The 23,004-nt window shown below is 27.9% G+C and carries 20 protein-coding genes; 19 read left to right on the top strand and 1 reads right to left on the bottom strand.

From position 1 onward, the window contains the following. Window positions 1–167 precede the first annotated feature (167 nt). From spoVG to BUA77_RS06500, 4 genes are all read left to right on the top strand, one after another. Window positions 168–446 (top strand): septation regulator SpoVG, encoded by a 279-nt coding sequence (gene spoVG / locus BUA77_RS06485; RefSeq protein ID WP_072888461.1) that lies wholly within the window; start codon window positions 168–170, stop codon window positions 444–446. A gap of 244 nt (window positions 447–690) precedes the next feature. Next, window positions 691–2,061 (top strand): bifunctional UDP-N-acetylglucosamine diphosphorylase/glucosamine-1-phosphate N-acetyltransferase GlmU, encoded by a 1,371-nt coding sequence (glmU, locus tag BUA77_RS06490; RefSeq protein ID WP_072888463.1) that lies wholly within the window; start codon window positions 691–693, stop codon window positions 2,059–2,061. A gap of 71 nt (window positions 2,062–2,132) precedes the next feature. Next, window positions 2,133–3,080 (top strand): ribose-phosphate diphosphokinase, encoded by a 948-nt coding sequence (locus tag BUA77_RS06495; protein WP_072888465.1) that lies wholly within the window; start codon window positions 2,133–2,135, stop codon window positions 3,078–3,080. A 105-nt stretch (window positions 3,081–3,185) separates the two neighbouring features. Beyond that, window positions 3,186–5,180, top strand: a complete 1,995-nt coding sequence (locus tag BUA77_RS06500) for a methyl-accepting chemotaxis protein (RefSeq protein ID WP_084605577.1) — start codon at window positions 3,186–3,188, stop codon at window positions 5,178–5,180. 37 nt (window positions 5,181–5,217) lie between these two features. Here BUA77_RS06500 and BUA77_RS06505 read toward each other — a convergent pair whose 3' ends face one another. Beyond that, complete coding sequence (locus BUA77_RS06505; RefSeq protein ID WP_072888467.1) at window positions 5,218–6,303, bottom strand: GerAB/ArcD/ProY family transporter; 1,086 nt, start codon at window positions 6,301–6,303, stop codon at window positions 5,218–5,220. A gap of 247 nt (window positions 6,304–6,550) precedes the next feature. On the opposite strand from BUA77_RS06505, the gene pth reads away from it, so the two are divergent. From pth to BUA77_RS06580, 15 genes are all read left to right on the top strand, one after another. Further along, window positions 6,551–7,111: an aminoacyl-tRNA hydrolase gene (pth, locus tag BUA77_RS06510; protein ID WP_072888468.1), complete on the top strand. Its 561-nt coding sequence runs from the start codon at window positions 6,551–6,553 to the stop codon at window positions 7,109–7,111. A gap of 15 nt (window positions 7,112–7,126) precedes the next feature. After that, window positions 7,127–10,501: a transcription-repair coupling factor gene (mfd, locus tag BUA77_RS06515; RefSeq protein ID WP_072888469.1), complete on the top strand. Its 3,375-nt coding sequence runs from the start codon at window positions 7,127–7,129 to the stop codon at window positions 10,499–10,501. A 35-nt stretch (window positions 10,502–10,536) separates the two neighbouring features. After that, window positions 10,537–11,526 carry a peptidylprolyl isomerase gene (locus BUA77_RS06520; RefSeq protein ID WP_072888470.1) on the top strand — a complete coding sequence of 330 codons (990 nt, stop codon included), beginning with the start codon at window positions 10,537–10,539 and terminating at the stop codon, window positions 11,524–11,526. 193 nt (window positions 11,527–11,719) lie between these two features. After that, window positions 11,720–12,259, top strand: a complete 540-nt coding sequence (gene spoVT, locus BUA77_RS06525) for a stage V sporulation protein T (RefSeq protein ID WP_072888471.1) — start codon at window positions 11,720–11,722, stop codon at window positions 12,257–12,259. 136 nt (window positions 12,260–12,395) lie between these two features. Beyond that, the gene (locus BUA77_RS06530) at window positions 12,396–13,988 is read left to right on the top strand and encodes a putative polysaccharide biosynthesis protein (protein ID WP_072888472.1); all 1,593 of its coding nucleotides are present in this window, start codon (window positions 12,396–12,398) and stop codon (window positions 13,986–13,988) included. Between the two features lie 24 nt (window positions 13,989–14,012). Continuing rightward, entirely contained in the window at window positions 14,013–15,608 is a 1,596-nt protein-coding gene (locus BUA77_RS06535; RefSeq protein WP_072888473.1) for a putative polysaccharide biosynthesis protein, read from the top strand. 65 nt (window positions 15,609–15,673) lie between these two features. Further along, window positions 15,674–17,125 carry a bifunctional methyltransferase/pyrophosphohydrolase YabN gene (yabN, locus tag BUA77_RS06540; protein WP_072888488.1) on the top strand — a complete coding sequence of 484 codons (1,452 nt, stop codon included), beginning with the start codon at window positions 15,674–15,676 and terminating at the stop codon, window positions 17,123–17,125. Window positions 17,126–17,224: 99 nt separating this feature from the next. After that, window positions 17,225–17,503 (top strand): HU family DNA-binding protein, encoded by a 279-nt coding sequence (locus tag BUA77_RS06545; RefSeq protein ID WP_072888474.1) that lies wholly within the window; start codon window positions 17,225–17,227, stop codon window positions 17,501–17,503. A 105-nt stretch (window positions 17,504–17,608) separates the two neighbouring features. After that, window positions 17,609–17,851, top strand: a complete 243-nt coding sequence (locus BUA77_RS06550) for an RNA-binding S4 domain-containing protein (RefSeq protein WP_072888475.1) — start codon at window positions 17,609–17,611, stop codon at window positions 17,849–17,851. A 73-nt stretch (window positions 17,852–17,924) separates the two neighbouring features. Next, window positions 17,925–18,182, top strand: coding sequence for a sporulation protein YabP (gene yabP, locus BUA77_RS06555; RefSeq protein WP_072888476.1), 258 nt, complete (start codon window positions 17,925–17,927; stop codon window positions 18,180–18,182). Between the two features lie 2 nt (window positions 18,183–18,184). Then, a complete protein-coding gene (gene yabQ, locus BUA77_RS06560) occupies window positions 18,185–18,592 on the top strand; it encodes a spore cortex biosynthesis protein YabQ (protein ID WP_072888477.1) in 408 nt (135 codons plus the stop codon). Window positions 18,593–18,601: 9 nt separating this feature from the next. Then, window positions 18,602–18,901: an FtsB family cell division protein gene (locus BUA77_RS06565; RefSeq protein WP_072888479.1), complete on the top strand. Its 300-nt coding sequence runs from the start codon at window positions 18,602–18,604 to the stop codon at window positions 18,899–18,901. Further along, window positions 18,901–19,824, top strand: a complete 924-nt coding sequence (locus BUA77_RS06570; RefSeq protein WP_072888481.1) for a Ppx/GppA phosphatase family protein — start codon at window positions 18,901–18,903, stop codon at window positions 19,822–19,824. Before BUA77_RS06565 ends, BUA77_RS06570 begins: the two co-directional genes overlap by 1 nt. An 89-nt stretch (window positions 19,825–19,913) precedes the next feature. Continuing rightward, entirely contained in the window at window positions 19,914–22,289 is a 2,376-nt protein-coding gene (gene spoIIE, locus BUA77_RS06575; protein WP_072888482.1) for a stage II sporulation protein E, read from the top strand. Between the two features lie 210 nt (window positions 22,290–22,499). Further along, entirely contained in the window at window positions 22,500–22,835 is a 336-nt protein-coding gene (locus BUA77_RS06580) for a coiled-coil domain-containing protein (RefSeq protein ID WP_072888484.1), read from the top strand. The last annotated feature ends 169 nt before the right edge of the window (window positions 22,836–23,004 follow it).

Below are 23,004 nucleotides of genomic sequence, written 5' to 3' on the forward strand. Positions count from 1 at the left end.
AAAAAACACGATTAAAAAATCGTGTTTTTTTATTGTATAATTAGACTTTATGGCAATTTTTTGAAAAATAAACATATTAACTAGAAGGAATTTGAAATTTTCCGTAGAATATATTACCATAGAATATATTACCACAATTACCAATCAACAAAAGGAGTGTGAATAATTTGGAAATAACAGATGTTAGAGTTAGAAAAATTACAGAAGATGGAAAAATGAAAGGGATTGTATCTGTAACTTTTGAAAATTTATTTGTAGTCCATGATATAAAAATAATAGAAGGTCAAAATGGACTTTTTATAGCTATGCCAAGTAGAAAAATATCAGAAGGAGAGTTTCGTGATATAGCTCATCCTATAAACTCTCAAATGAGACAAACGCTTCAAGATCAAATATTAAGTGCATACGAAGAAGCTTTAATGCAAATGGAAGTTGCAGTGGAGTAATAATAAAAAATGTTTATATTTTTAAATCCCGTATTAATTTATTGCTAATGTAAATCATAAGTTTGTGATTTTAGAATTGTAATAAAATTAATACGGGATTTTTTTTTGAATAAGAAAACAACAAAATATCGAACAAAATATGATATAATCAACACTTTGTTTTGTGTTTTTGTATACTTTTTGGTGAAAAAATGCTATAGTATTTAAAGGAAAGTGTTACACTAAATTTTATAGAGGTGAAAATATGAGTTTAAAATCTATAATACTTGCAGCAGGAAAAGGAACAAGAATGAAATCTGTCCTTCCTAAAGTACTGCATAAGGTATGTGGAAAAGAAATGGTAAATCATGTGATAGATGTAGCTATAAATTCAGGATGTAAAGAAAACATAGTAATACTTGGGCATAAGGCAGATATGGTAAAGAAAAAATTAAATGAAGGTGTAAAAACAGCTCTTCAAGAAGAGCAGTTAGGAACTGGCCATGCTGTTATGATGGCAAAGGAGCATATAAATGACGAAGATACTGTAGTAGTACTTTGTGGAGATACACCACTTATAAGGGAAGATACTTTAAAAAATTTATTTAAGTATCATGAAGATAACAATTACTCTGCAACAGTTCTTACAACAGAAATAGAAGATCCAAAGGGGTATGGAAGAATAATAAGAGATGATAATAAGGATTTATTAAAAATAGTAGAAGAAAAAGATGCAACTGATGATGAAAGAAAAGTAAAAGAGATAAATTCAGGGATATATTGTTTTAATGGAAAAGGATTAAAAAATAGTCTTTCAAAGCTTTCTAATGATAATGCACAAGGTGAATATTATCTTACTGACGTTATAGAAATATTAAGAAATGAAGGACTAAAGGTTGGAGCATATAAAGGATCTACTATTGAAGAGCTTATGGGAGTGAATTCAAGGGTTCATCTTTCAAATGCCGAGAGAATAATGAGAGAAAGAATTAATGAGATTCATATGACAAATGGAGTTACTATAATAGATCCTCAAAATACATATATATATTGTGATGTAAAAATAGGAATGGATACAATAATATATCCAGGATGTATTATATCAGGAAATACAACGATAGGTAGTAATTGTATAATAGGTGCAAACTGTAGAATTGAAAATTCCAAAATAGAAGATAATGTAGAAGTTCAAATATCTACAATAATAAATAGCACTGTTGGAAAAAATAGTAGCGTTGGACCGTATGCTTATTTAAGACCTAACAGTAATATTGGATGTAATGTTAAAATAGGAGACTTTGTTGAAGTTAAAAACTCTACAATTGAAGATGATTCAAAAGCTTCTCATCTTGCTTATATAGGAGATGCTTATGTTGGAAAAAATGTAAATATAGGATGTGGAGTAGTATTTGTAAATTATGATGGAAAAAACAAAAACAAAACTATAGTAAAAGATAATGCTTTTGTAGGATCTAATTCAAACTTAGTTGCACCTGTTGTTGTTGAGGAAAAAGGATATGTAGCAACAGGATCTACTATAACAGATAATGTTCCAAAAGGTTCACTGTCAATTGCAAGAGCAAGACAAGTAAACAAAGAAGGATGGATTGAAAAGAAAGGCATACTTGATAAATAGTTCATGTTAAATTTTTTGTAAATCTTAAAATATTGTTCATTTTATCAAATTCTTCTGGGAGGTTTTCACATATGAATACTAGTGGTAGTGAGATTAAAATTTTAACAGGAAATTCTAATCCTGAACTTGCTAAAAAAATTGCAAAAAATTTAGGAGTTTCTTTAGCTAAAGCACAAGTATCAACATTTAGTGATGGAGAAATTTCCGTAAACATTGGAGAAACAGTAAGAGGTACAGATGTATTTGTAATTCAATCGACTAATAGTCCAGTAAATAATAATTTAATGGAGCTATTAATAATGATTGATGCATTAAAAAGAGCATCAGCTGGTAGAATAACAGCAGTTATACCTTATTATGGATATGCAAGACAAGATAGAAAAGCAAAAGCAAGAGATCCGATTACAGCAAAACTAGTTGCTAATCTTATAACTGCAGCAGGAGCAGATAGAGTATTAACTATGGATTTACATGCTGCACAAATTCAAGGGTATTTTGATATACCAGTAGATCATTTGCTTGGAGTTCCTATACTTGCTGATTATTTTAAAAAGAAAGATATAGAGGATTTAGTTGTGGTTTCACCTGATCTTGGAAGTGTTACAAGAGCTAGAAATTTTGCAAATCAACTTGATGCACCAATTGCAATAATAGATAAGAGAAGACCAAAGGCCAATGTTTCAGAAGTTATGAATATAATTGGAGATATAAAGGATAAAAATGTTATATTAGTAGATGATATGATAGACACTGCAGGAACTATAACAAATGGAGCATATGCTCTAAAGGAATTTGGAGCAAAGGAAGTGTATGCTTGTTGTACTCATCCAGTATTATCTGGACCTGCAATGGAGAGAATTGAAAATTCAGTTATAAAAGAACTTATAGTACTTGACACTATAGCTTTACCAGAGGAAAAGAAAATAGATAAAATAAAAATACAGAGTGTATCGTCAATATTTGCAGATGCTATTAATAAAATATTTGCAAATGAATCTGTAAGTGAATTATTTGGTTAAAAAGGTGGCTTAAAGCCATCTTTTTAATATATACATTTTTTTTCTATTTATGATAAAATATAGTATAAATTAAAGAAAACAAAACTGCTAATTTAGGAGGGATAAATGATGAAAATGGGAATAAAAGGAAAATTAATATTTATGTTTGTTATATTAATAACTATTCCTTTAATATTTTTGGGAATAGGTTCCCATAAAAAGGCATTAGATATAATAGAAGGGGATTTAAAGGAACTTTCAATTACTACCTTAGATGGTATAGAAATTTCTATTAATAATTATTTAAGTGGATTTGAGAAAAACATAAATATGCTTTCGAATAATATAGATTTAAAAGACATATTAATTCATCCTGAATATGAACCTTTTATGATGGGGCTTTTTCAAGGGATTATAGATTCACATGAAGATGTAATATCTATTTATATGGGAACAAAGGATAAAACAATGTTTACATATCCCAATGAGGAATATGAAGAAGGATTTGACCCAAGTACTAGATCTTGGTATAAGAATGCTTATGAAAAAAATTCTGTTTCTTGGACTCAGCCATATATAGATGTACATACAAATAAATTAGTGGTAACTGTATCATCTCCTGTATATAATGACAACAATGAATTTGTTGGAGTAGTTGGAATGGACATATTACTAGATACATTATCTAATAGTATAAGTAAAATGAGAATAGGAAATAATGGATATCCATTTATTATTGATTCAAATGGAATTTTTATGACTCATAAAAATAAAAGTAAAATAGGAAAAAAGCTTGAAACAAAAGAAATAATTACAGCACTAGAAAAGCAAAAACAAGGGAATGTATCATATAAATATAATGAAGATGGGAAAATAAGAGAAAAATTTGCAGCATTTAGAACAATGGATAAAACAGGTTGGAAAATAGTAGGTACATTATATGTTGATGAGATATTTGATAGAGCACATTCTATGATGTACAATACTATAATAATTGGAGGACTATCTTTATTAGGAGCTATATTGATTTCTTATATTTTCTCTAAAGGACTAACCAAACTTATAGAAGCTTTAGCATTTGATATGGAAAAAATTAAAGAAGGAGATTTAACTGTAAGGTCTAATATAAAAACAAATGATGAACTTGGAAAATTAGCAAGTAATTTTAATGATACAATAGACAAGCTCTCAACCTTAATAAAAAATATACAAGAAGTATCTTTTGAGGTTAGAAATTCATCTGAGAATTTAGCAGCTACAGCTCAGGAGACTAGTGCAACATCAGACCAAGTAGCTACAACAGTTGAAGAAATAGCAAAAGGGGCACAATTGCAAGCGGAAGATGCTGAAAAAGGAGCTATTTTAATAAGTAATTTATCTGATAAATTAAATGAACTTGCAAATAACACAGATGATATGTTTATATCTGCTGAAAATGTAGTTAATTCTAATTTACAAGGTTTTGAGGAAGTTGAGGATTTAAAAGAAAAAACTGATCAAAATACTAATGAAATTAAGAGAATAGAAAAAGCTGTACTTGAACTTAATAACAAATCAAAGGATATAGAAGATATATTAAATACAATTACATCTATTGCAGATCAGACAAATTTATTAGCACTTAATGCATCTATAGAAGCTGCAAGAGCAGGAGAGCATGGAAAGGGGTTTGCAGTAGTTGCAGATGAAATAAGGAAGCTTGCAGAAGGATCAAGAAACGCAGCTGATGAAATAAAGGGTATAGTTGAAAATATACAAAATAATAGTGAAAATACAGTTAAAATAATGAATGAAGTAAAAAATGTATCTAATGAACAAGTAGGTGCTGTTTCGAAGGTGAATAATTCATTTGATACTATATCAAAATCTGTTAGTGATATAACATATAAAATTAGCTCTATAAGAGAATTTGTTAATAATATGAATGAAGAAAAGGATTTAATAGTAGAGTCTATACAAAATATGTCAGCAGTATCTGAAGAAAGTGCATCTTCATCAGAGGAAGTTAGTGCATCTATGCAGGAGCAGGCCATGGCTATTGAAGAAGTAGCAAAGGCAGCAGATAAGTTAAATGGTCTTTCTATGAAATTAAACGAAGAAATAAAAATATTTAAAATATAAAATTTAAAGTCCCGTGTTGAAAATACGGGACTTTAAATTATTTAGAATAGGTTAATTTTTTCATTTCAGCAACAATAAGTATAATAATAGGCAAGATAACCTCAAATAAAAAAGAATAATATAGCCATCCTGAAGAATTCCAATCAACAAATTCTATTCTGTTATCAAATGAAATAAATGATAAATTAAGAATAAGTAAGGAAATTGGTATTATTATAAAACGATAATCATTTAAATTAAATAGTTTACTAAAACCAATACTACTAGCAAGTAAGAGTATACTTATTTTAAGAAATCCTCCTATTACAAAAACAAGAGATGATAGTATTTCAAGTCTTTGAATGAAATCACCTATATCTATTCTTGCAGAAGTACTATATGCAGAGTAATATTTCTGTAAGGCTTCAGTTGGGCTTATAACTAATATAGTGGATAAAGAAAGAACTAAAGCACACACTCCTCCTATTAACAAACCTAATATATAAACATTATAATAGGATTGTTTTGTTTTAAAACGTGAAAAAACTAATGAAAGTATTATTATTTCACCAAAAGGAAATGTAAAAGATGAATAAGCTCCTTTAAGTACAGGCTTTATTCCTTTATCTAATATAGGGAGCATATTATTTATATCCATTTTGTTAATTAATAACAATACTGAACTAAATACAAAAACTATAAAAGGAATAATGAAAAAACTTGACCATTTACCTATTAATTCAATTCCTTCTCTAACAGCCCAAACACATAAAAATAAGAGAACTACCCTAGGTACAATCATAGGAGTTTCAGGAAGAGCAGTATCTTTAATGAGTTGACTATTATTTATTATAGTTTGAGAAGCTTCCTCAAATACAAACCAAGTAAATAATAATATAAATATCTTACTTAAAAATTTTCCGAAGCAAATTTCACAAATATCAAACAAATCTTTATCCATAAAAAGTATATTAAGCCTAATTAATATAAAAGATTCAATAATACCCATAATTATACCTAGTATAATAGCCAACCATGCATCTTTTTCTGCTTCAAGAGCAAGAGATAGTATAGAAGATGTTCCTGCAATAAAAATAACTACAATAGCTAAACCTTGTTTATCGGAAATAATCTCTCTATTCACTATAAGAGCCTCCAAATTATATATTCTAACTTATAGTTTTAGCAAAAATGAATTTTTTTATAACGAATAGGAAATTATAATCCTCTCAAATGATGTATAACTATATAATTTCCGTTATGAGTTGCAAAAAAGTTTGCCTTTAAAATCTTTAGAATAAAGACTTTTTTATATTAAGTAGGAAATTATAATCTTTTTAAATATGGTATAATAATTTATTGTGAAACTTAAATAACAAGGAGGATATATTATGTATGTAATTGTAGGACTAGGAAATCCAGGAAGACAATATGAAAATACTAGACATAATGTTGGATTTGATGTTATAGATATATTATCAAAGAACAATAATATAGAAGTTAAGAAAATTAAGCATAAAGCCCTAATTGGAGAAGGAAGAATAGGAAATGAAAAAGTAATTTTAGTTAAGCCTCAAACATATATGAATTTAAGTGGACAAAGTGTTCTTGATATATATAAGTATTATAAAGTAAATCCAGAAAACATAATAGTAATATATGATGATATTGATTTAAATGTTGGTAGAATTAGAATAAGAAAAAAAGGAAGTGCTGGAACTCATAATGGAATGAGATCTATTATATATAATCTTCAATTTGATAATTTCCCTAGAATTAGAATAGGTGTTTCAAAACCAGAAAAAGGACAGGATCTGGCTTCTTTTGTGTTGTCTAAATTTAAAAAAGAAGAAATAGAGCCTTTGAATGAAACACTAAATAGAGCAGCTAGTGCAATAGAGGCTATAATAAAAGAGGGAATAGATTTATCTATGAATAAATATAACGGTTAATGAAAGGTGATAACGATGAAAGATATTTTTATAGATCCCTTAAAAGACTCTCTAGAGTTTAATAACATTATAAATAATATAAATGAAAATAAATCTCCACTTTTAGTAAATGGACTTATATCTTCTCAAAAGCCAAATATAACATATGGTCTATTTAAAAAATTAAATAGACAGGTTATGATTATAACTCACAGTGATTTAGAAGCAAAAAAAATATATGATGATTTAAGATTTTATGTAGGAGATAAAGCTATATACTTATCTTTTGAAGAAATACTATTTTATTTTTTGGATGCAAAAGATAGAAAAGAAGAAACTAAAAGAATAAATGTACTTTTAAGTCTTATAAAAGAGGAAGATATAATTTTAGTAACCTCTATAGAAGCTGTTCTAAAAAAATATATACCTAAGGAGATACTAAAGAAAAATATATTTAAATATAGACTAGGAGATACCATAAATGTTCAAGAGTTGTCTTCAAGACTTGTAGATATTGGATATGAGAGAGTAGTTAAAGTAGAAGGGATAGGTCAATTCAGTATAAGAGGAGGAATTATAGATATATATTTAGGAAATTACGAATATCCTATTAGAATAGAGCTATTTGATGATAAAATAGACTCAATAAGGATGTTTGATACAATTTCTCAAAAATCTATAGAAAAAATAAATGAATTTGAGATAGTACCATCTAGAGAAATCCTATATCCTAAAGATATAGAACAGGCCTTAAAAAATTTAAAAGAAGAATTAAAAGAGGATACAAGTGAAGATATATACTCTAATGTAGAAAAAATAAAGGAAAAGATATATTTTGAAGGACTAGAAAATTATATTGATTATATTTATGAAGATAAAGATAAAAGCATTTTTTCATACCTTAAAAAAGATGCGTTAGTTATTTTAAATGAGCCTTCAAGAATATTAGAAAAATCAAATAACTATTATAATGAATTTAAAGAAAATTATAAAGTAAATTTAGAGAGAAAAACAGTACTAAAATCTCAAATAAATCTACTTAATAGATTCGATGAATTAGAGGATTTAATAGGAAATAGATTTATAATACTTAAAAGTCTTCTTACAAAACCTATAAAAGAATTTGAACCTAAAGCTATAGTTAATTTTAATTCTAGAGAAGTAGCTTCTTTTAATGGGAAAATAGACTTACTTATAGAAGAGCTTAAATACTTAAAAAGCCATGGCCATAAAGTACTTCTTGCACCGGGAAATATTGATAAAGCTAAAAAACTTTACAATGACTTATTAAATGAAGGAGTAGAGTCAACTCTTTTAAAAGAAAGAAATGGTGAAATAAAATCATCTCAAATAGTTATAACTTCAGGAAGTATATCACAAGGGTTTCAATACAGTGATATAAAGTATGTACTTATTACAGACAATGAGATATTTGGAGTTCATAAAAGAGTATCATCTAAAAAGAAAAAATTTAAAAAAGGTAAAAAAATAGAAAGTTTTTTAGATTTAAATATTGGAGATTATGTAGTTCACGAGGGTCATGGGGTAGGTAGGTATGCAGGAATTGAACAATTAAAGGTTGCAGGAATAAAAAAAGATTATATAAAAATAGTTTACTCTGGAGGAGATAATTTATTTGTCCCAACAGATCAAATGGATAAGGTTCAAAAATATATTGGACAAAATATTGAAAATATAAAGCTTAACAAACTGGGAACTAATGAATGGAATAAAGCTAAAGCCAAAGTAAAAAAATCAATAGAAGATATGACAAAGGAGCTTATAGAGCTTTATGCAAAAAGAGAAAAAGCAAAAGGATATAAATATAAAGAAGATACTCATTGGCAAAGAGAATTTGAATCACTATTTCCATATGAAGAAACAGAAGACCAATTAAGGGCTATACAAGATGTTAAATCAGATATGGAGTCTGATAAAGTAATGGATAGATTAATATGCGGTGATGTTGGATATGGAAAAACAGAAGTTGCCATAAGAGCAGTATTTAAAGCTTGTATGGAATCAAAGCAGGTTGCATTTTTAGTACCAACTACAATACTTGCTCAGCAGCATTACAACACATTTAAGGAAAGATTTGAAAAATTTCCTATAAGAGTTGAAGTTTTAAGTCGTTTTAAAACTCCAAAGCAGCAAAAACAAATAATAGAAGACATAAAAAAAGGCCTTGTAGATATAGTTATTGGAACACATAGAATAATATCTAAAGACATTGCTTTTAAGAGCTTAGGGCTTGTTGTTATAGATGAAGAGCAAAGATTTGGAGTAAAGCATAAAGAAAAATTAAAAAAATTAAAAGCATCAGTAGATGTACTAACATTATCTGCAACGCCTATACCTAGAACTCTTCATATGTCACTTAGTGGAATTAGAGATATGAGTTTAATTGAAGAGCCTCCACAAGAAAGACATCCAGTTTTAACTTATGTTGTTGAAGGAAAAGAAAGCATTATAGCAGATGCAATTGAAAGAGAAATATCAAGAGGAGGACAGGTATTTTTTGTATACAATAGAGTTGAGGGTATAGAAAGGATGTCATCGCTTATTAAAAAATTAGTACCAAGTGCTAGAGTTGCAGTGGGCCATGGTAGAATGACTGTAAGAAACTTAGAAAAAGTAATGCTTGGATTCTTGGAAAAAGAATATGATGTTTTGGTATGTACAACAATAATAGAAACGGGAATGGATATACAAAATGCAAATACAATAATAATATATGATGCAGATAAAATGGGATTATCTCAGCTTTATCAGTTAAGGGGAAGAGTTGGAAGGTCATCTCGTCAAGGATATGCTTACTTTATGTATGAAAGAAATAAAGTTTTAAGTGAAGTAGCTGAAAAAAGACTTAAAGCAATAAAAGAATTTACTGAATTTGGATCTGGATTTAAAATAGCAATGAGAGACCTTGAAATAAGGGGTGCTGGAAATATATTAGGATCCCAGCAGCATGGACATATGGCTGTTATTGGATACGATCTTTATGTTAAGATGTTAAATGAGGCTATAAGAAAAGTAAAAGGAGAAGATATAGAAGAAGTAATAGACACAGAAATAGATTTAAATGTAAATGCATATATACCAGATAGCTATATAAAAGATGAAGGCACTAAAATTGAAATATACAAAAAAATTGCAGCTATAGAAGATAAAAAAGATAAGGATAATATAGAAGAGGAAATAGAAGATAGATTTTCAGACATACCAACTCCTCTTAGAAATCTGATAATGATAGCTTATATAAAGGCTCTTGGTAAAAAGCTTAAAGTAAAGACCATAAAACAAGTAAAAGATAAAATATATTTAGAACCTCATTATAGATTTACAACTAAAGAAAAAAATCATTACAAATTGGTTACAGAAATTGCTAATGTTTTGGAAAAGATGTTATAATAATTTTGTGAGAAAATATGAAAGGATGTTGTAAGATGAGAAGAATAGTATCGTCAGTATTAATGGTTTTGCTAGTATTTTCACTAGCAGCTTGCAGCAAAGGACAGTCAAAGGATGTAGTAGCAAAAGTAAATGATAGAGTAATAACACTTGGAGAATACGAAAAAACTTTAGCAATGTATAAGAAGAACTTTGAGAGCTTATATGGTCCTGATATTTGGACAAAGGAAGCTGAAAAGGGAAAAACTGTTATAGAAATGGTAAAAGAAAAAGTACTTGATAATATGATTGATGATGAAATAGTATATCAAGCTTTTCAAAGAGAAAATTTAAAAATAGATGATAGTGAAGTTGATAAACAATTGAAACTGTTTAAAGAACAGTTAGAAAAAAGTCCAGATTTTAAAGCTTTTTTAAAAGACAACAATATAGATGATGAATTTTTAAAAGAGCAGTTAAAAAAAGATATGGCAATTGTAAAATATAAAGAGAATTACTTAGCTTCATCTAAAATAAATGATGAAAAGGTAAAAGAGTATTATGAAAACAATAAAGAAAAATACAGAAAAGAAGAGGTAAAGGCATCTCATATATTATTTAAAACTGTTGATGATAATATGAATCCTATTTCTGAAGAGGAAGAGAAAAAGGTAAAGGAAAAAGCTAAAGACATATTAATTAGAGCAAAAAACGGAGAAGATTTTGCAAAGCTTGCTAAAGAATACTCACAAGACCCAGGTTCAAAAGAAAATGGAGGAGATCTTGGATATTTTGGAAAAGGAGTTATGGTTCCTGAATTTGAAAAAGTTGCATTTGATTTAAAGCCAGGAGAAATATCAGATCTTGTAAAAACTCAATTTGGATATCATATAATAAAAGTAGAAGATAAAATAAATGAACTAAGAAAATTTGAAGAAGTAAAAAAAGGAATAAAAGCTGAATTAGAGCAAAATGCATATAAAGATAAAATAGAAGAACTAAGAAAAGAAACAAAAATTGAAAAAAAATTAAAAAATATAAAATAAATTATTTAAAAGTCCCATATTATGGGGCTTTTTTGCTTACTAAGGAATTATACTATTTTCAACTCGTATAAAAACTGAACATATGCATAAATTATAACCAAAAACCAATAAATTTTTGGAATGATACGAGAGAATAGTATATTTTTTTAGTTTTGGTAAAAAATATATTTAGACTATATATGGAGGGATGAATATGCGAGCTACAGGAATCGTTAGAAGAATAGATGACTTAGGAAGAGTAGTAATACCAAAAGAAATTCGAAGAACTCTTAGAATAAGAGAAGGAGATCCTCTAGAAATATTTACTGCAAAGGATGGAGAGGTAATTCTTAAAAAATATTCTCCGATTGGAGAATTGAATGATTTTGCTCAAGAATACAGCGAAACTTTATCAGAACATACAGGACTTGGAGTAGCAATTACGGACTTAGATAGTGTAATTGCAATATCAAGGCTTTCTAAAAAAGAATATAAGGAAAAAAGTATAAGTAAAGAATTAGAAGATTTAATAGAGAGTAGAGCGTCTATTCTTGTTAAGGATAACAAAATAATTCCAATTTATAGAGATGATTCGACAGAATATAAGCAACAAATTACTATACCTATAATAAGTGAAACTGGAGATGCAGTAGGAGCTGTTTTACTTGTAAGTAAAGATGAAGGTGAAATAACTGAAAATGATGAAAAATTACTTAAAGTTGCTGCTTCTTTTTTAGGAAAACAAGTTCAGTAAATGAGGACCCCAAAAGTGGGTCTTTTTCATTTTTAAATTATAATTTCACCTTATTTATAGATATAAACTGAAAAATATGATATATTAACACTTAGTTTATATAACTTAAAGACTTCTTGGATTGGGAGGAGAATATATGGGCAAAAATTCCTTTTTAAAGGGCGCATTTATATTAGGAATAGCTGGGGTTATAGTTAATTTATTAGGGGCAATTTTTAGAATACCTCTTGGTAATATTATTGGATCTGAGGGAATGGGATATTATCAGTCTGTATTTCCTATATATATATTACTTTTGACAATTTCAGCTTCAGGATTTCCAACTGCAATATCGAAGCTTGTTTCTGAAAAAATAGCACTACAAGATTTTAAAGGAGCAAATAAAATATTTAAAGTGTCATTTTTTGTTTTATTTTTTATAGGATTAATATTTTTTTTAATATTGTTTTTAGGAGCTAATTATATAGTCAACAATTATTCAAAAAACCCGAAAGCATACTATTCAATGCTTGCAATTTCACCTGCTCTTTTATTAGTTCCAGTAATGTCTACGTTTAGAGGGTATTTTCAAGGGAGACAAGAAATGAGCCCTATAGCTGTTTCTCAAATAATGGAGCAGTTTGGTAGAGTAACAATTGGACTTTATTTGGCACTTATATTTTTACCTAAAGGAAGAGAATTTGCTTCAGCTGGAGCATCTTTTGGAGCAACTGTAGGGGCTGTGTTTGGGACAATTTATATAATTTTCATTTACATAAAAAATAAATCAAGAATAAAAAGTGAATTAGAAATAAGTAAGAACTTTAAAGAAGATAGTACAAAACAAATAATAAATAAACTGCTTTTAATAGCTATACCTATAACTATAGGTACTAGTATATTACCTATAATGAACATGATTGATTCAGGGATAGTAGTGAGAAGACTTCAAGATGTTGGATATACATATAAAGAAGCAAATAATTTATATGGACAGCTATCAGGTATGGCAGGGACTTTAATTAATTTTCCATACACAATAACCATGGCACTTGCAATAAGTTTAGTTCCTGTAATATCTCATTTTTATACTATTAAAGACATTGAAAATCTTAAAAAGAACATAAAAACAGGAATAAGAACAGCTCTTTTAATAGGGCTTCCAGCTTCTTTTGGATTAGCAGCTTTATCAACTCCAATAATGAAAATGGTTTATCCGAAAGAGCCAGCAAGTGTAGGGTATATGCTTTTAATTCTTTCAATGAGTGTTGTATTTATAGGTTTAAATCAAGCACTTACAGCAGTGTTTCAAGGAATAGAAAAGCCACATATACCTGTCGTTAATTTAGGTATAGGAGCATTATTTAAAATAATAATAAGTTATATATTAATGGCAGTTCCATATCTTAATGTAAAAGGGGCAGCAATTGGATCAGTGGTATCTTTTATAATAATAGCAATACTTAATTTTTACTATGTAAAAAAATATATGAATATAAAATTTGAATTTGTATATTATATAGCAAAGCCTTTACTTTCTGTAAGTATAATGACTGCACTAGTAATTATTACTTACAAGATTTTATTGGGTATACTTGGAAACTCTGTAGCATGTATTATATCTATTATAGTAGGAGGCTTTGGATATGGCTTTGCATTAATTACAACTGGGTCTATAAGTGAAGAAGAGATACTAATGATGCCAAAAGGAGAGAAGTTGAATAAAATTTTAAATAGATTTAGGAATTAAAAATTTTATTTTGGAGGAGAATATATGGGTAAAAATTCCTTTTTGAAGGGAGCTTTTATATTAGGGGTAGCTGGTATAGTAGTTAAGATATTGGGGGCTTTTTTTAGGATACCACTTGGGAATATAATAGGGTCTGAAGGAATGGGATATTATCAAAGTGCATATCCAATATATGTTTTACTTCTTACTATATCATCTGCAGGTTTTCCTGCAGCAATATCAAAGCTTGTTTCAGAGAAAATAGCATTAAAAGACTTTAAAGGAGCTCATAAAGTATTTAAAGTTTCATTCATAGCTCTTATTATTACTGGAATAGTTACTTTTGGTGTATTATTTTTTGGAGGAGGATATATAGTAAATAGCATAAAAAATCCAAAAGCATATTACAGTATGATAGCAATATCTCCAGCACTTTTATTTGTTCCAATAATGGCAGCTTTTAGAGGGTATTTTCAAGGAAGACAGGAAATGACTCCAACAGCTGTATCTCAAATAATAGAGCAATTTTTTAGAGTTTGTTTAGGGCTTTATTTAGCATTTTTACTACTTCCTAAAGGAAGAGAATATGCAGCAGCTGGAGCATCATTTGGAGCAAGTGCAGGAGCATTAATAGGAAGTTTATTTATGATATTTATGTACTTAAAAAATAAAAAACATATAAACAAAGAATTAAGCCAAAGTATAAATACTAAAGTAGAAAGTGTAAAAGAAATAATAAATAAGTTACTTATAATAGCTGTGCCTATAACTATAGGTAGTGCTATTATGCCTATAATGAACATGATTGATGCTGCAATAGTAATGAGAAGACTTCAATATGCTGGATTTACATATGAAAAAGCAAATAGTCTTTACGGACAGCTTACAGGAATGGCTGCAACTCTTATAAATCTTCCACAGGTACTAACCATGGCACTTGCAATGAGCTTAGTTCCTGTAATATCTCATTCATTTGCAGTAGGCAATATGATAAAAGCTAAAAATGATATAAAATCAGGAGTAAAAGTAGCACTTTTAATTGGACTTCCAGCTTCATTTGGTCTTGCAAGTCTATCAACTCCTATAATGAAAATGCTTTATCCAAAAGAACCTTTATCAGTAGGTCAAATACTTTTATTTCTTTCTATGGGAGTAATATTTTTAAGTTTAATTCAAACATTAACAGGTATTTTACAAGGTATGGGAAAAGCATATATTCCTGTAATAAATCTTTTAATAGGAGCGACTTTTAAAGTTGGCATAAGCTACAGCTTAATAGCAGTTCCAAGTATTAATGTAAAGGGAGCAGCAATAGGAACTATTAGTGCATATATAATAGCTACAATACTTAATTTTTATTATATAAAGAGAAATATGAATATTAATTTTGAATTTGGGGATTTTGTACTAAAACCTTTAATTTCAGTGATTATAATGAGTATATGTGTTATACTTACATATAAGATGCTATTTGTTAAATTTGGAAACACTATAGCATGCATAATAGCTATATTAATTGGTGGATTAGTATACTTTATATTACTTTTAATAACGAAATCTATAAAAGAAGAAGAAATATTAATGATGCCAAAGGGAGAAAAAATTTGCAAAATCCTTAAAAAGGCTAAATTACTTAGATAAATTTGTTATAAGTATATAAATATAGGGAATACTTGTATATGAATATTGTTTTAGAAGGTGATAATATGGGCAGCATTACAATAGTAGGGCTTGGACCAGGAGATTATGATTTAATAAGCCATGGGGCATATAAATTATTAAAAGAAGGAAAAAATATATATTTTAGAACTAAAAAACATCCAATTGTAGAGAATTTAATAAAGGAAAATATAGAATTTAAGTCTTTAGATTATTTTTACGAAAAAGAAAATGATTTTGAAAAAGTTTATGATAATATAAGTAAATTTATAATGAAAGAAGCTAGAACAAATGATATAATATATGCAGTTCCAGGACATCCAAGAGTTGCAGAGAATACAGTTGAGATAATAGAAAAGTATGCACATAATGAAGGAATAAAATTAAACATAATTCCTTCTATGAGTTTTGTTGATGCTATGTTCAACTTTTTAGGCGTAGATCCAGTTCATGGATTTAAGTTAGTTGATGCATTTAAGCTTTCTAAAGAAAAAATAGATACAAACTCAAATCTTATAATAACTCAAGTTTATGATAAATTTATAGCATCTGAAGTAAAACTAAATCTTATGGACTATTACAATGATGATGAGTATGTATACATAGTAAAAGGTGCTGGAATAAAGGATATTGAAGAAAAGCATAAAGTAAAGCTTTATGAACTGGATAGATTGGATAAGTTTGATTATTTAACTAGTATATATATTCCAAAAACATCTAAAAAATACTATGATGTATTTGATCTTGAAGAAATAATGGAAAAATTAAGAGGAGAAAATGGTTGTTCTTGGGATAAAAAACAAACTCATGAAAGTTTAAAGCCTTACGTAATAGAAGAGGCATATGAGCTTGTTGAAGCAATAGAAAAAGATGATTTAGAGGAAATGATAGAAGAACTAGGAGATATACTTCTTCAGGTGATTTTTCACTGCCAAATAGGAAAAGAAGAAGGATATTTTGATTTAAGAGAAGTAAGTGCAAAAATATGCGAAAAGCTAATATACAGGCATCCTCATGTATTTGGTGAAGAAAATTTTAATGAAGAGGAATTTAATAAAAAGTGGGAAGAGCTTAAGAAAGAAGAAAAAGGGGAAAAAACTGTGACAGAGAGTTTAGAAAGAATACCAAAGCACCTTCCTTCTTTGATAAAATCAAATAAAGTTCAAAAAAAGGCTGCTCTTGTTGGATTTGATTGGGACAATATAGATGATGTATACAAAAAAATTGAAGAAGAATACAAAGAAGTTATTGACGCACATAGACATGGCAATATACAATACATAGAGGAAGAAATAGGAGACTTACTATTCTCTATAGTAAATCTTTCTAGATTTTTAAATATAGACCCAGAGCAAGCTCTAAATAATACTACCAAAAAATTTATTAAAAGATTTAGCTTTATCGAAAATTCTGCTTTAAAAACGGGTAAGAAACTTGAAGAAATGACTCTAGAAGAGATGGATGATTTGTGGAATAAATCAAAAAAAATCACAAATTAATATTTAAAGAAGGAGTTTTTTAAAAAAGCTAGAATTACAAAATTAGTGATATTATTTTAATTAAAATAAAATAATAAAATACATAAGGAGGTAATTATTGTGAACAAAGCTGAATTAGTAGCAAAAATGGCTGAACACAGTGGTTTAACTAAAAAGGATGCAGAAGCAGCACTTAATGCTTTTATGAAATCAGTAGAAGAAGCATTAGTAGCTGGAGATAAAGTTCAATTAGTTGGTTTCGGTACTTTTGAAACAAGAGAAAGAGCTGCAAGACAAGGAAGAAACCCAAGAAACCCAGAGCAAGTTATAGAAATACCTGCATCTAAAGCTCCAGTATTCAAAGCTGGTAAAGGTTTAAAAGATACTGTAAATAAATAATCTTTATAAAAAATTTTATGAAGAAAATTAAAAAAGTCCCCTATTATTTTATTGATAAATGCAATTTAAAATAATAGAGGGACTTTTTTTAGAAGGGAGAAAAATATGAGACTTGATAAATATTTAAAAGTATCTAGACTTATAAAAAGAAGAACTGTTGCAAAAGAAGCTTGCGATAAAGGAATTATAAGTATAAATGGAAAAGTAGCTAAGTCATCATCTGTAGTAAGTGAAGGTGATATTATAGAGCTTAAATTTGGTGAAAAGATAAATAAGGTTAAAGTGTTAGAAATAAAAGAGCATGTACTTAAAAATGAAGCAAAAGAAATGTATGAAGTTATAGAATAAAATTAAAAATCCTTTCATAGATTTAATATAGATAATTAAAAATCTATTAAGTAATCTATGGAGGGATTTTTTTATGGAGCATATTTTAAATATGAAAAATAGAGAAGAGCTTAGTTTATCAGGCATTGAGCACATTTACTCTTTTAATGACACAAGAATAGAGCTAAAGACAGTTTCGGGAGATATGATAATAGAAGGAGAAAAGTTGGATATGGGAAAACTAAGTATAGAAGATGGAATGATTAATGTAAAAGGTAATATAAATTCTATTATCTATTCTAAAGTATCTAAAAAGGATGAAGAAGGCTTTTTTAAAAAGCTTTTTAAATAGTTATGTATCCAAGTCAAGAAATATATATACTCTTAGTAACTGTCTATGGTGGAATATTAATGGGTATAATTTACGATTTTTATAGAGGAATAAGATGCAACTTAAATGGAAACAAAATAATAAGATGCGTAGAAGATATGCTATTTTGGAGTGTGATAACTTTAATAAGCTTTTTAATACTTCATCAAGCTAATTCTTATGATCTTAGATATTATAATTTTACAGGATTTATAATAGGAGTTATTATATATTTTAATACAGTAAGTAAGTACATTTTAAGGTTCTTTTGTAGTTTTATAAAAGTGATTATAAATATATTGATTAATTTATACTATATTATAATCTATCCAATTCACCTTATATTTGATATCATATTGTATATACTAGTAAAAAGAGTAAAGAGGTTATAGGGTGATGAAATGGCTAAGAGAAGGATAAATGTATATGGTATTATTTGTTTTATATTTATAGTATTTATAATAGGATCAACTATATATAATGTTATAAATCAAAGTATATTAATAAGAGAATATAAAAAAGAAATTGCCACTTTAAAAGATGAAATAAAAAAAGAAGATGATGAAATAAAGAAATTAAACGAAGAAATCAAGAATTATAAAAAGGATGAGTATATAGAAAAAATAGCAAGAGAAAGACTGAAGATGGTAAAACCAGGGGAGCTAATTTACATTGATGTTAATAAGAAAGAGGGATTTTAATGAAGGTTGCAGCTATAGATATAGGAACAAATTCTATGAGACTTTTAATGACGGAATATGTAGATGGAAAATTTTTTGATAGACAAAAATATATAAATACGACAAGAATAGGGCAAGATGTTGATAAAGAGGGATTTATATCAAAAGAGGCAATTAATAGAAATATAAATGCTCTAGATGAATTTGTAAATACTGCTAGAAATAAAAACTGTAAATTTATATTTGCCATGGGAACTTCAGCTCTTAGAGATAGTAAGAATAAAAGTGAATTTTTAGAAAAAGCATATTCAAAGACAGGTGTTAATGTTGAGATAATAAGTGGATATGATGAAGCTAATTTAGGTTTTTTAGGAGTTCTCCAAGGAATAGAAGAAGAAGGAGATATTCTTGTAATAGATATAGGTGGAGGTTCTACTGAATTTATAGTTGGAAATAAAGAAGAAGGAATAAAATTTTCAAAAAGTGAAAATGTAGGAGCTCTTAGAATGACTGAAAAGTTTTTAAAAAGTGACCCTGTAGATGATTGTGAATTTAAAAAGCTTGAAGAGTATGTAAAAACTACAATTAATAATACTTTGGATAATATAAAGAATTTTAATATAAAAAAAGCTGTAGGTATTGGAGGTACTATAACATCTTTATCTGCTATATCACAGTGTTTAGAAGTTTATTCTATGGATAAGATACATAATAGCTTATTATCAAACCAAGAAATAGAAAATATTCTTCAAAATCTGAAAAAATTAAGTGTAGAAAAAAAGAAAAATATAAAAGGACTTCAACCAAAAAGAGCAGATATAATAACTGCTGGAGCAGGAATACTAAATATAATAATTAAAGAACTTAAATTTGAAGATATGACTATTAGCGAATTTGATAATTTAGAAGGGCTAATTTGTCAAAAGCTAAAAATAATGTCTTAAATTTTTTTAAAGGTCACTACTGATTATGACAAAAACCTTTCTCACTATTTGATAGAATAAAATCTATGAAATGGGGGGGAGGTTTTTTTATGCAAAGACCACAAATATCTGCATATAAAAGAAGATACATAGAAGATGTATCTAAAGGAATAAATATTGATAATACATTAGTATTTTTATGTTTACTAGGTTTTTTACTTGGACGAGCTGTAATAATAGATAATTTAGGCCCATTTGGAATAGCCTACTTTATTTATATGTGTAAACATAAAAAATATAAAATACCTGTATTTTTTTCCATAGCTACAGGAATAATATTAAGTCATGAAGGAAGTTATGCTCTAAAGTATATAATAACCCTTGTTGCTGTATATTTAATTTCATCTACTATATCTAATATGGCTAAAGAAGAAGAGGGTATTATTAAAGTAGCATTTATAGGATTTTTCATAAGTGCATTTATAGGAATGGGTATTTCTTTTATAAGAGGAATATATATATACGATATTTTAGTATCATTGTTTGAAGGAACTTCTGTATTTGTTTTAATATATATATATTCATTTGGTATACCTCTTATTCTTAAAAGGTCTATGAGAAGAACAATTTCAAATGAGGAAATAATAGCATTATCTATAATAATAGGACTTTCTATTACAGGGGTTTCTAACATAAGCTTATTTGAAATATCTTTAAAGAATGTATTATCACTTCTTTTGATAATAATAATCTCTTATAAAGGTGGAGGAGCTCTTGGAGCTTCCGCTGGGATAACAATAGGACTTATAACAACAATGAATACAGCTGCATCGCCTATTTATATAGGTATATATGGATTTTCTGGGCTTTTGGGAGGATTATTTAATAAAATAAGTAAATATATGAGCGTAATTGGATTTATAATGGGATGGAGCATAATAATAATATACACAAGGGGAAGTGAAGAGCTTATTTTATCCATAAGAGAAGTTGGAATATCATCTTTAACATTTTTATTAATACCAGAAGAAAAGCTAAAATATTTAGAACGATTCACAAAAGGAATTTTAGGAAGTGAAGAATCTGCTTTGAATTATATGGAAAGAGTAAAAGAAATTCTTCATTCTAGACTCAAAGATATTCAGCAGGCATATTTTGAAATAGGTACTACATTTGAAAAGGTAAGAGAAAAGGATAAAATACTAGATCAAAGAGATATAGCAAGTGTTGTGGATATGATAAACTGTGATGTATGCTCAAAATGTGGAATGAAAAGAAGTTGTTGGGGATTAAAATTTAATCATACCTACAGCTTGTTTGTTAGAATACTAAATATATTAGAAGAAGAGGGTAAAATAGATGAAAATTTAGTTCCAAAGGATTTTGAAAGATACTGCATAAATCCAAGTGATGTAATAAAATCTGCAAACCATTATTTTGATTTATTTATGCTTGATTATAAATGGAATAAAAAACTTTCTGAAACTAGAAAGCTTGTATCAAATCAAATTAAATCAATATCAAATTCTATAGGAAATGTTGCAAATGAGCTTAATGAAGAAATTGATTTTGACTTAGATATGGAAAATAATATAATTATAGAGCTGGATAAAGAAAATATAAAAGTGGATAAAATAAGCTTTTTAAGAAGAGAAGGCGAAAATTTTGAAATAAACATAGAAAAAAATGCCTGTTATGGAGGAAGTCTATGTGAAGAACAATTAATTCCTACAGTATCAAGAGCAGTAGGGAAAAGGCTTACATCATATAAACTAGGATGTAGATCTATAAGTGATAAATGCAGTATAAGGCTTGTAAACTCACAAGAATATATGGCAAGAACTCATGTATCTTCTTTATCTAAGGATGGGAATATTGTTTCTGGGGATAACTATACATATATGGAAATCTGGGATGGAAAATATATGATTGCTTTAAGTGATGGAATGGGAAAAGGTGAAAAAGCATGTGAAGAATCATCGCTTACTATAGAAATATTAGAAAAGATGATGGAATCTAAAATAAATGAAGAAATAAGTATAGATACCATAAATAATATGCTAATGTTAAAATCATCTGATGAAATATTCTCAACAGTAGATTTAAGTATAGTAGATTTAAAAGATGGAGCTATTGAAAGTGTCAAAATGGGTGCTTGTCCTTCCTTTATAAAAAGAGGAAAAGGAGGAGTTGAAGTTATATCATCATCTTCTCTTCCTGTAGGAATAATATCAGAGATAAAGATTGATAGAGATAAGAGACGAATAAAAGAAGGAGACTTCATTATAATGGTATCTGATGGAATAATAGATGCTGGAAAAGATAAACATCTTGGAGAAAATTGGCTTTATACTGTAATTGAAAAAATTGATAAAACCAGTCCAAGTGAAATGTCAAAAGTAATATTAGATGAAGCATTAAAGCTTGTAGATGGAAATGCTCAAGATGATATGACTGTTATGGTAACGAAGATTTGGAAAAATTAGATGTGGATAATGTTGATAAAAATGTGGATAAATTGGGGAATATTTTAATAAAAGTGTGCATATACTATATGTTTACCTGTTAAAAACTTAATAACAGGTATATGTGAATATTGTGGATAAAAAATACGATTTATCAACAATAAAATAATTATTTTAAATTTCACTGTGTTGTGTTAATATTTAAATATAATTGTATAAGAGGTGACAGCCATGGAAGAAAAAATATTTGAAATGTTAAGAGAAATGAAAAGTGACATTAATGAAATGAAAAGTGACATCAATGGAATGAAAAAGGACATTAATGGAATGAAAAGTGATATTAATGAAGTAAAAGAAAACCAAAAAATGATGCGTAAAACATTAGATTCAGTATATGAACAAGTTGCTGATTTAACAATATTTAAAGAAGAAACTAAAATCAAATTAGAAGAAATTAGCAACGAAATAGAATCTACCAAAGTAGATATAAACAGCTTGACTATGAAAATGGCACATAGTGATAATCAAATAATAGAGATAAAAAGAAATCTTAAAAAGGTTAAATAAAACCCTGCAAAATTTGCAGGGTCATTTTTTTACTCTATAGGATATTATAAATTTTTCAACTTGTGGATAACATTACTAAAAGTACTACAATATCAACTATTTTGAGCAACGGAGTCCGTTAGGACTCGTTGGCGACATGAGCCATGCGATAGCATGAAGCGAATTTTTT

Origin of the sequence: Tepidibacter formicigenes DSM 15518, assembly GCF_900142235.1 — a bacterium.
Classification (GTDB): Bacteria; Bacillota; Clostridia; order Peptostreptococcales; family Peptostreptococcaceae; genus Tepidibacter; species Tepidibacter formicigenes.

Coding starts and splice junctions, on each gene's coding strand:
- spoVT (WP_072888471.1), top strand. CDS start 11,720: ATGCGAGCTACAGGAATCGTTAGAAGAATAGATGACTTAGGAAGAGTA.
- BUA77_RS06520 (WP_072888470.1), top strand. CDS start 10,537: ATGAGAAGAATAGTATCGTCAGTATTAATGGTTTTGCTAGTATTTTCA.
- BUA77_RS06570 (WP_072888481.1), top strand. CDS start 18,901: ATGAAGGTTGCAGCTATAGATATAGGAACAAATTCTATGAGACTTTTA.
- pth (WP_072888468.1), top strand. CDS start 6,551: ATGTATGTAATTGTAGGACTAGGAAATCCAGGAAGACAATATGAAAAT.
- BUA77_RS06565 (WP_072888479.1), top strand. CDS start 18,602: ATGGCTAAGAGAAGGATAAATGTATATGGTATTATTTGTTTTATATTT.
- BUA77_RS06580 (WP_072888484.1), top strand. CDS start 22,500: ATGGAAGAAAAAATATTTGAAATGTTAAGAGAAATGAAAAGTGACATT.
- BUA77_RS06495 (WP_072888465.1), top strand. CDS start 2,133: ATGAATACTAGTGGTAGTGAGATTAAAATTTTAACAGGAAATTCTAAT.
- BUA77_RS06500 (WP_084605577.1), top strand. CDS start 3,186: ATGATGAAAATGGGAATAAAAGGAAAATTAATATTTATGTTTGTTATA.
- yabP (WP_072888476.1), top strand. CDS start 17,925: ATGGAGCATATTTTAAATATGAAAAATAGAGAAGAGCTTAGTTTATCA.
- BUA77_RS06550 (WP_072888475.1), top strand. CDS start 17,609: ATGAGACTTGATAAATATTTAAAAGTATCTAGACTTATAAAAAGAAGA.
- spoIIE (WP_072888482.1), top strand. CDS start 19,914: ATGCAAAGACCACAAATATCTGCATATAAAAGAAGATACATAGAAGAT.
- BUA77_RS06535 (WP_072888473.1), top strand. CDS start 14,013: ATGGGTAAAAATTCCTTTTTGAAGGGAGCTTTTATATTAGGGGTAGCT.
- yabN (WP_072888488.1), top strand. CDS start 15,674: ATGGGCAGCATTACAATAGTAGGGCTTGGACCAGGAGATTATGATTTA.
- glmU (WP_072888463.1), top strand. CDS start 691: ATGAGTTTAAAATCTATAATACTTGCAGCAGGAAAAGGAACAAGAATG.
- mfd (WP_072888469.1), top strand. CDS start 7,127: ATGAAAGATATTTTTATAGATCCCTTAAAAGACTCTCTAGAGTTTAAT.
- BUA77_RS06530 (WP_072888472.1), top strand. CDS start 12,396: ATGGGCAAAAATTCCTTTTTAAAGGGCGCATTTATATTAGGAATAGCT.
- yabQ (WP_072888477.1), top strand. CDS start 18,185: ATGTATCCAAGTCAAGAAATATATATACTCTTAGTAACTGTCTATGGT.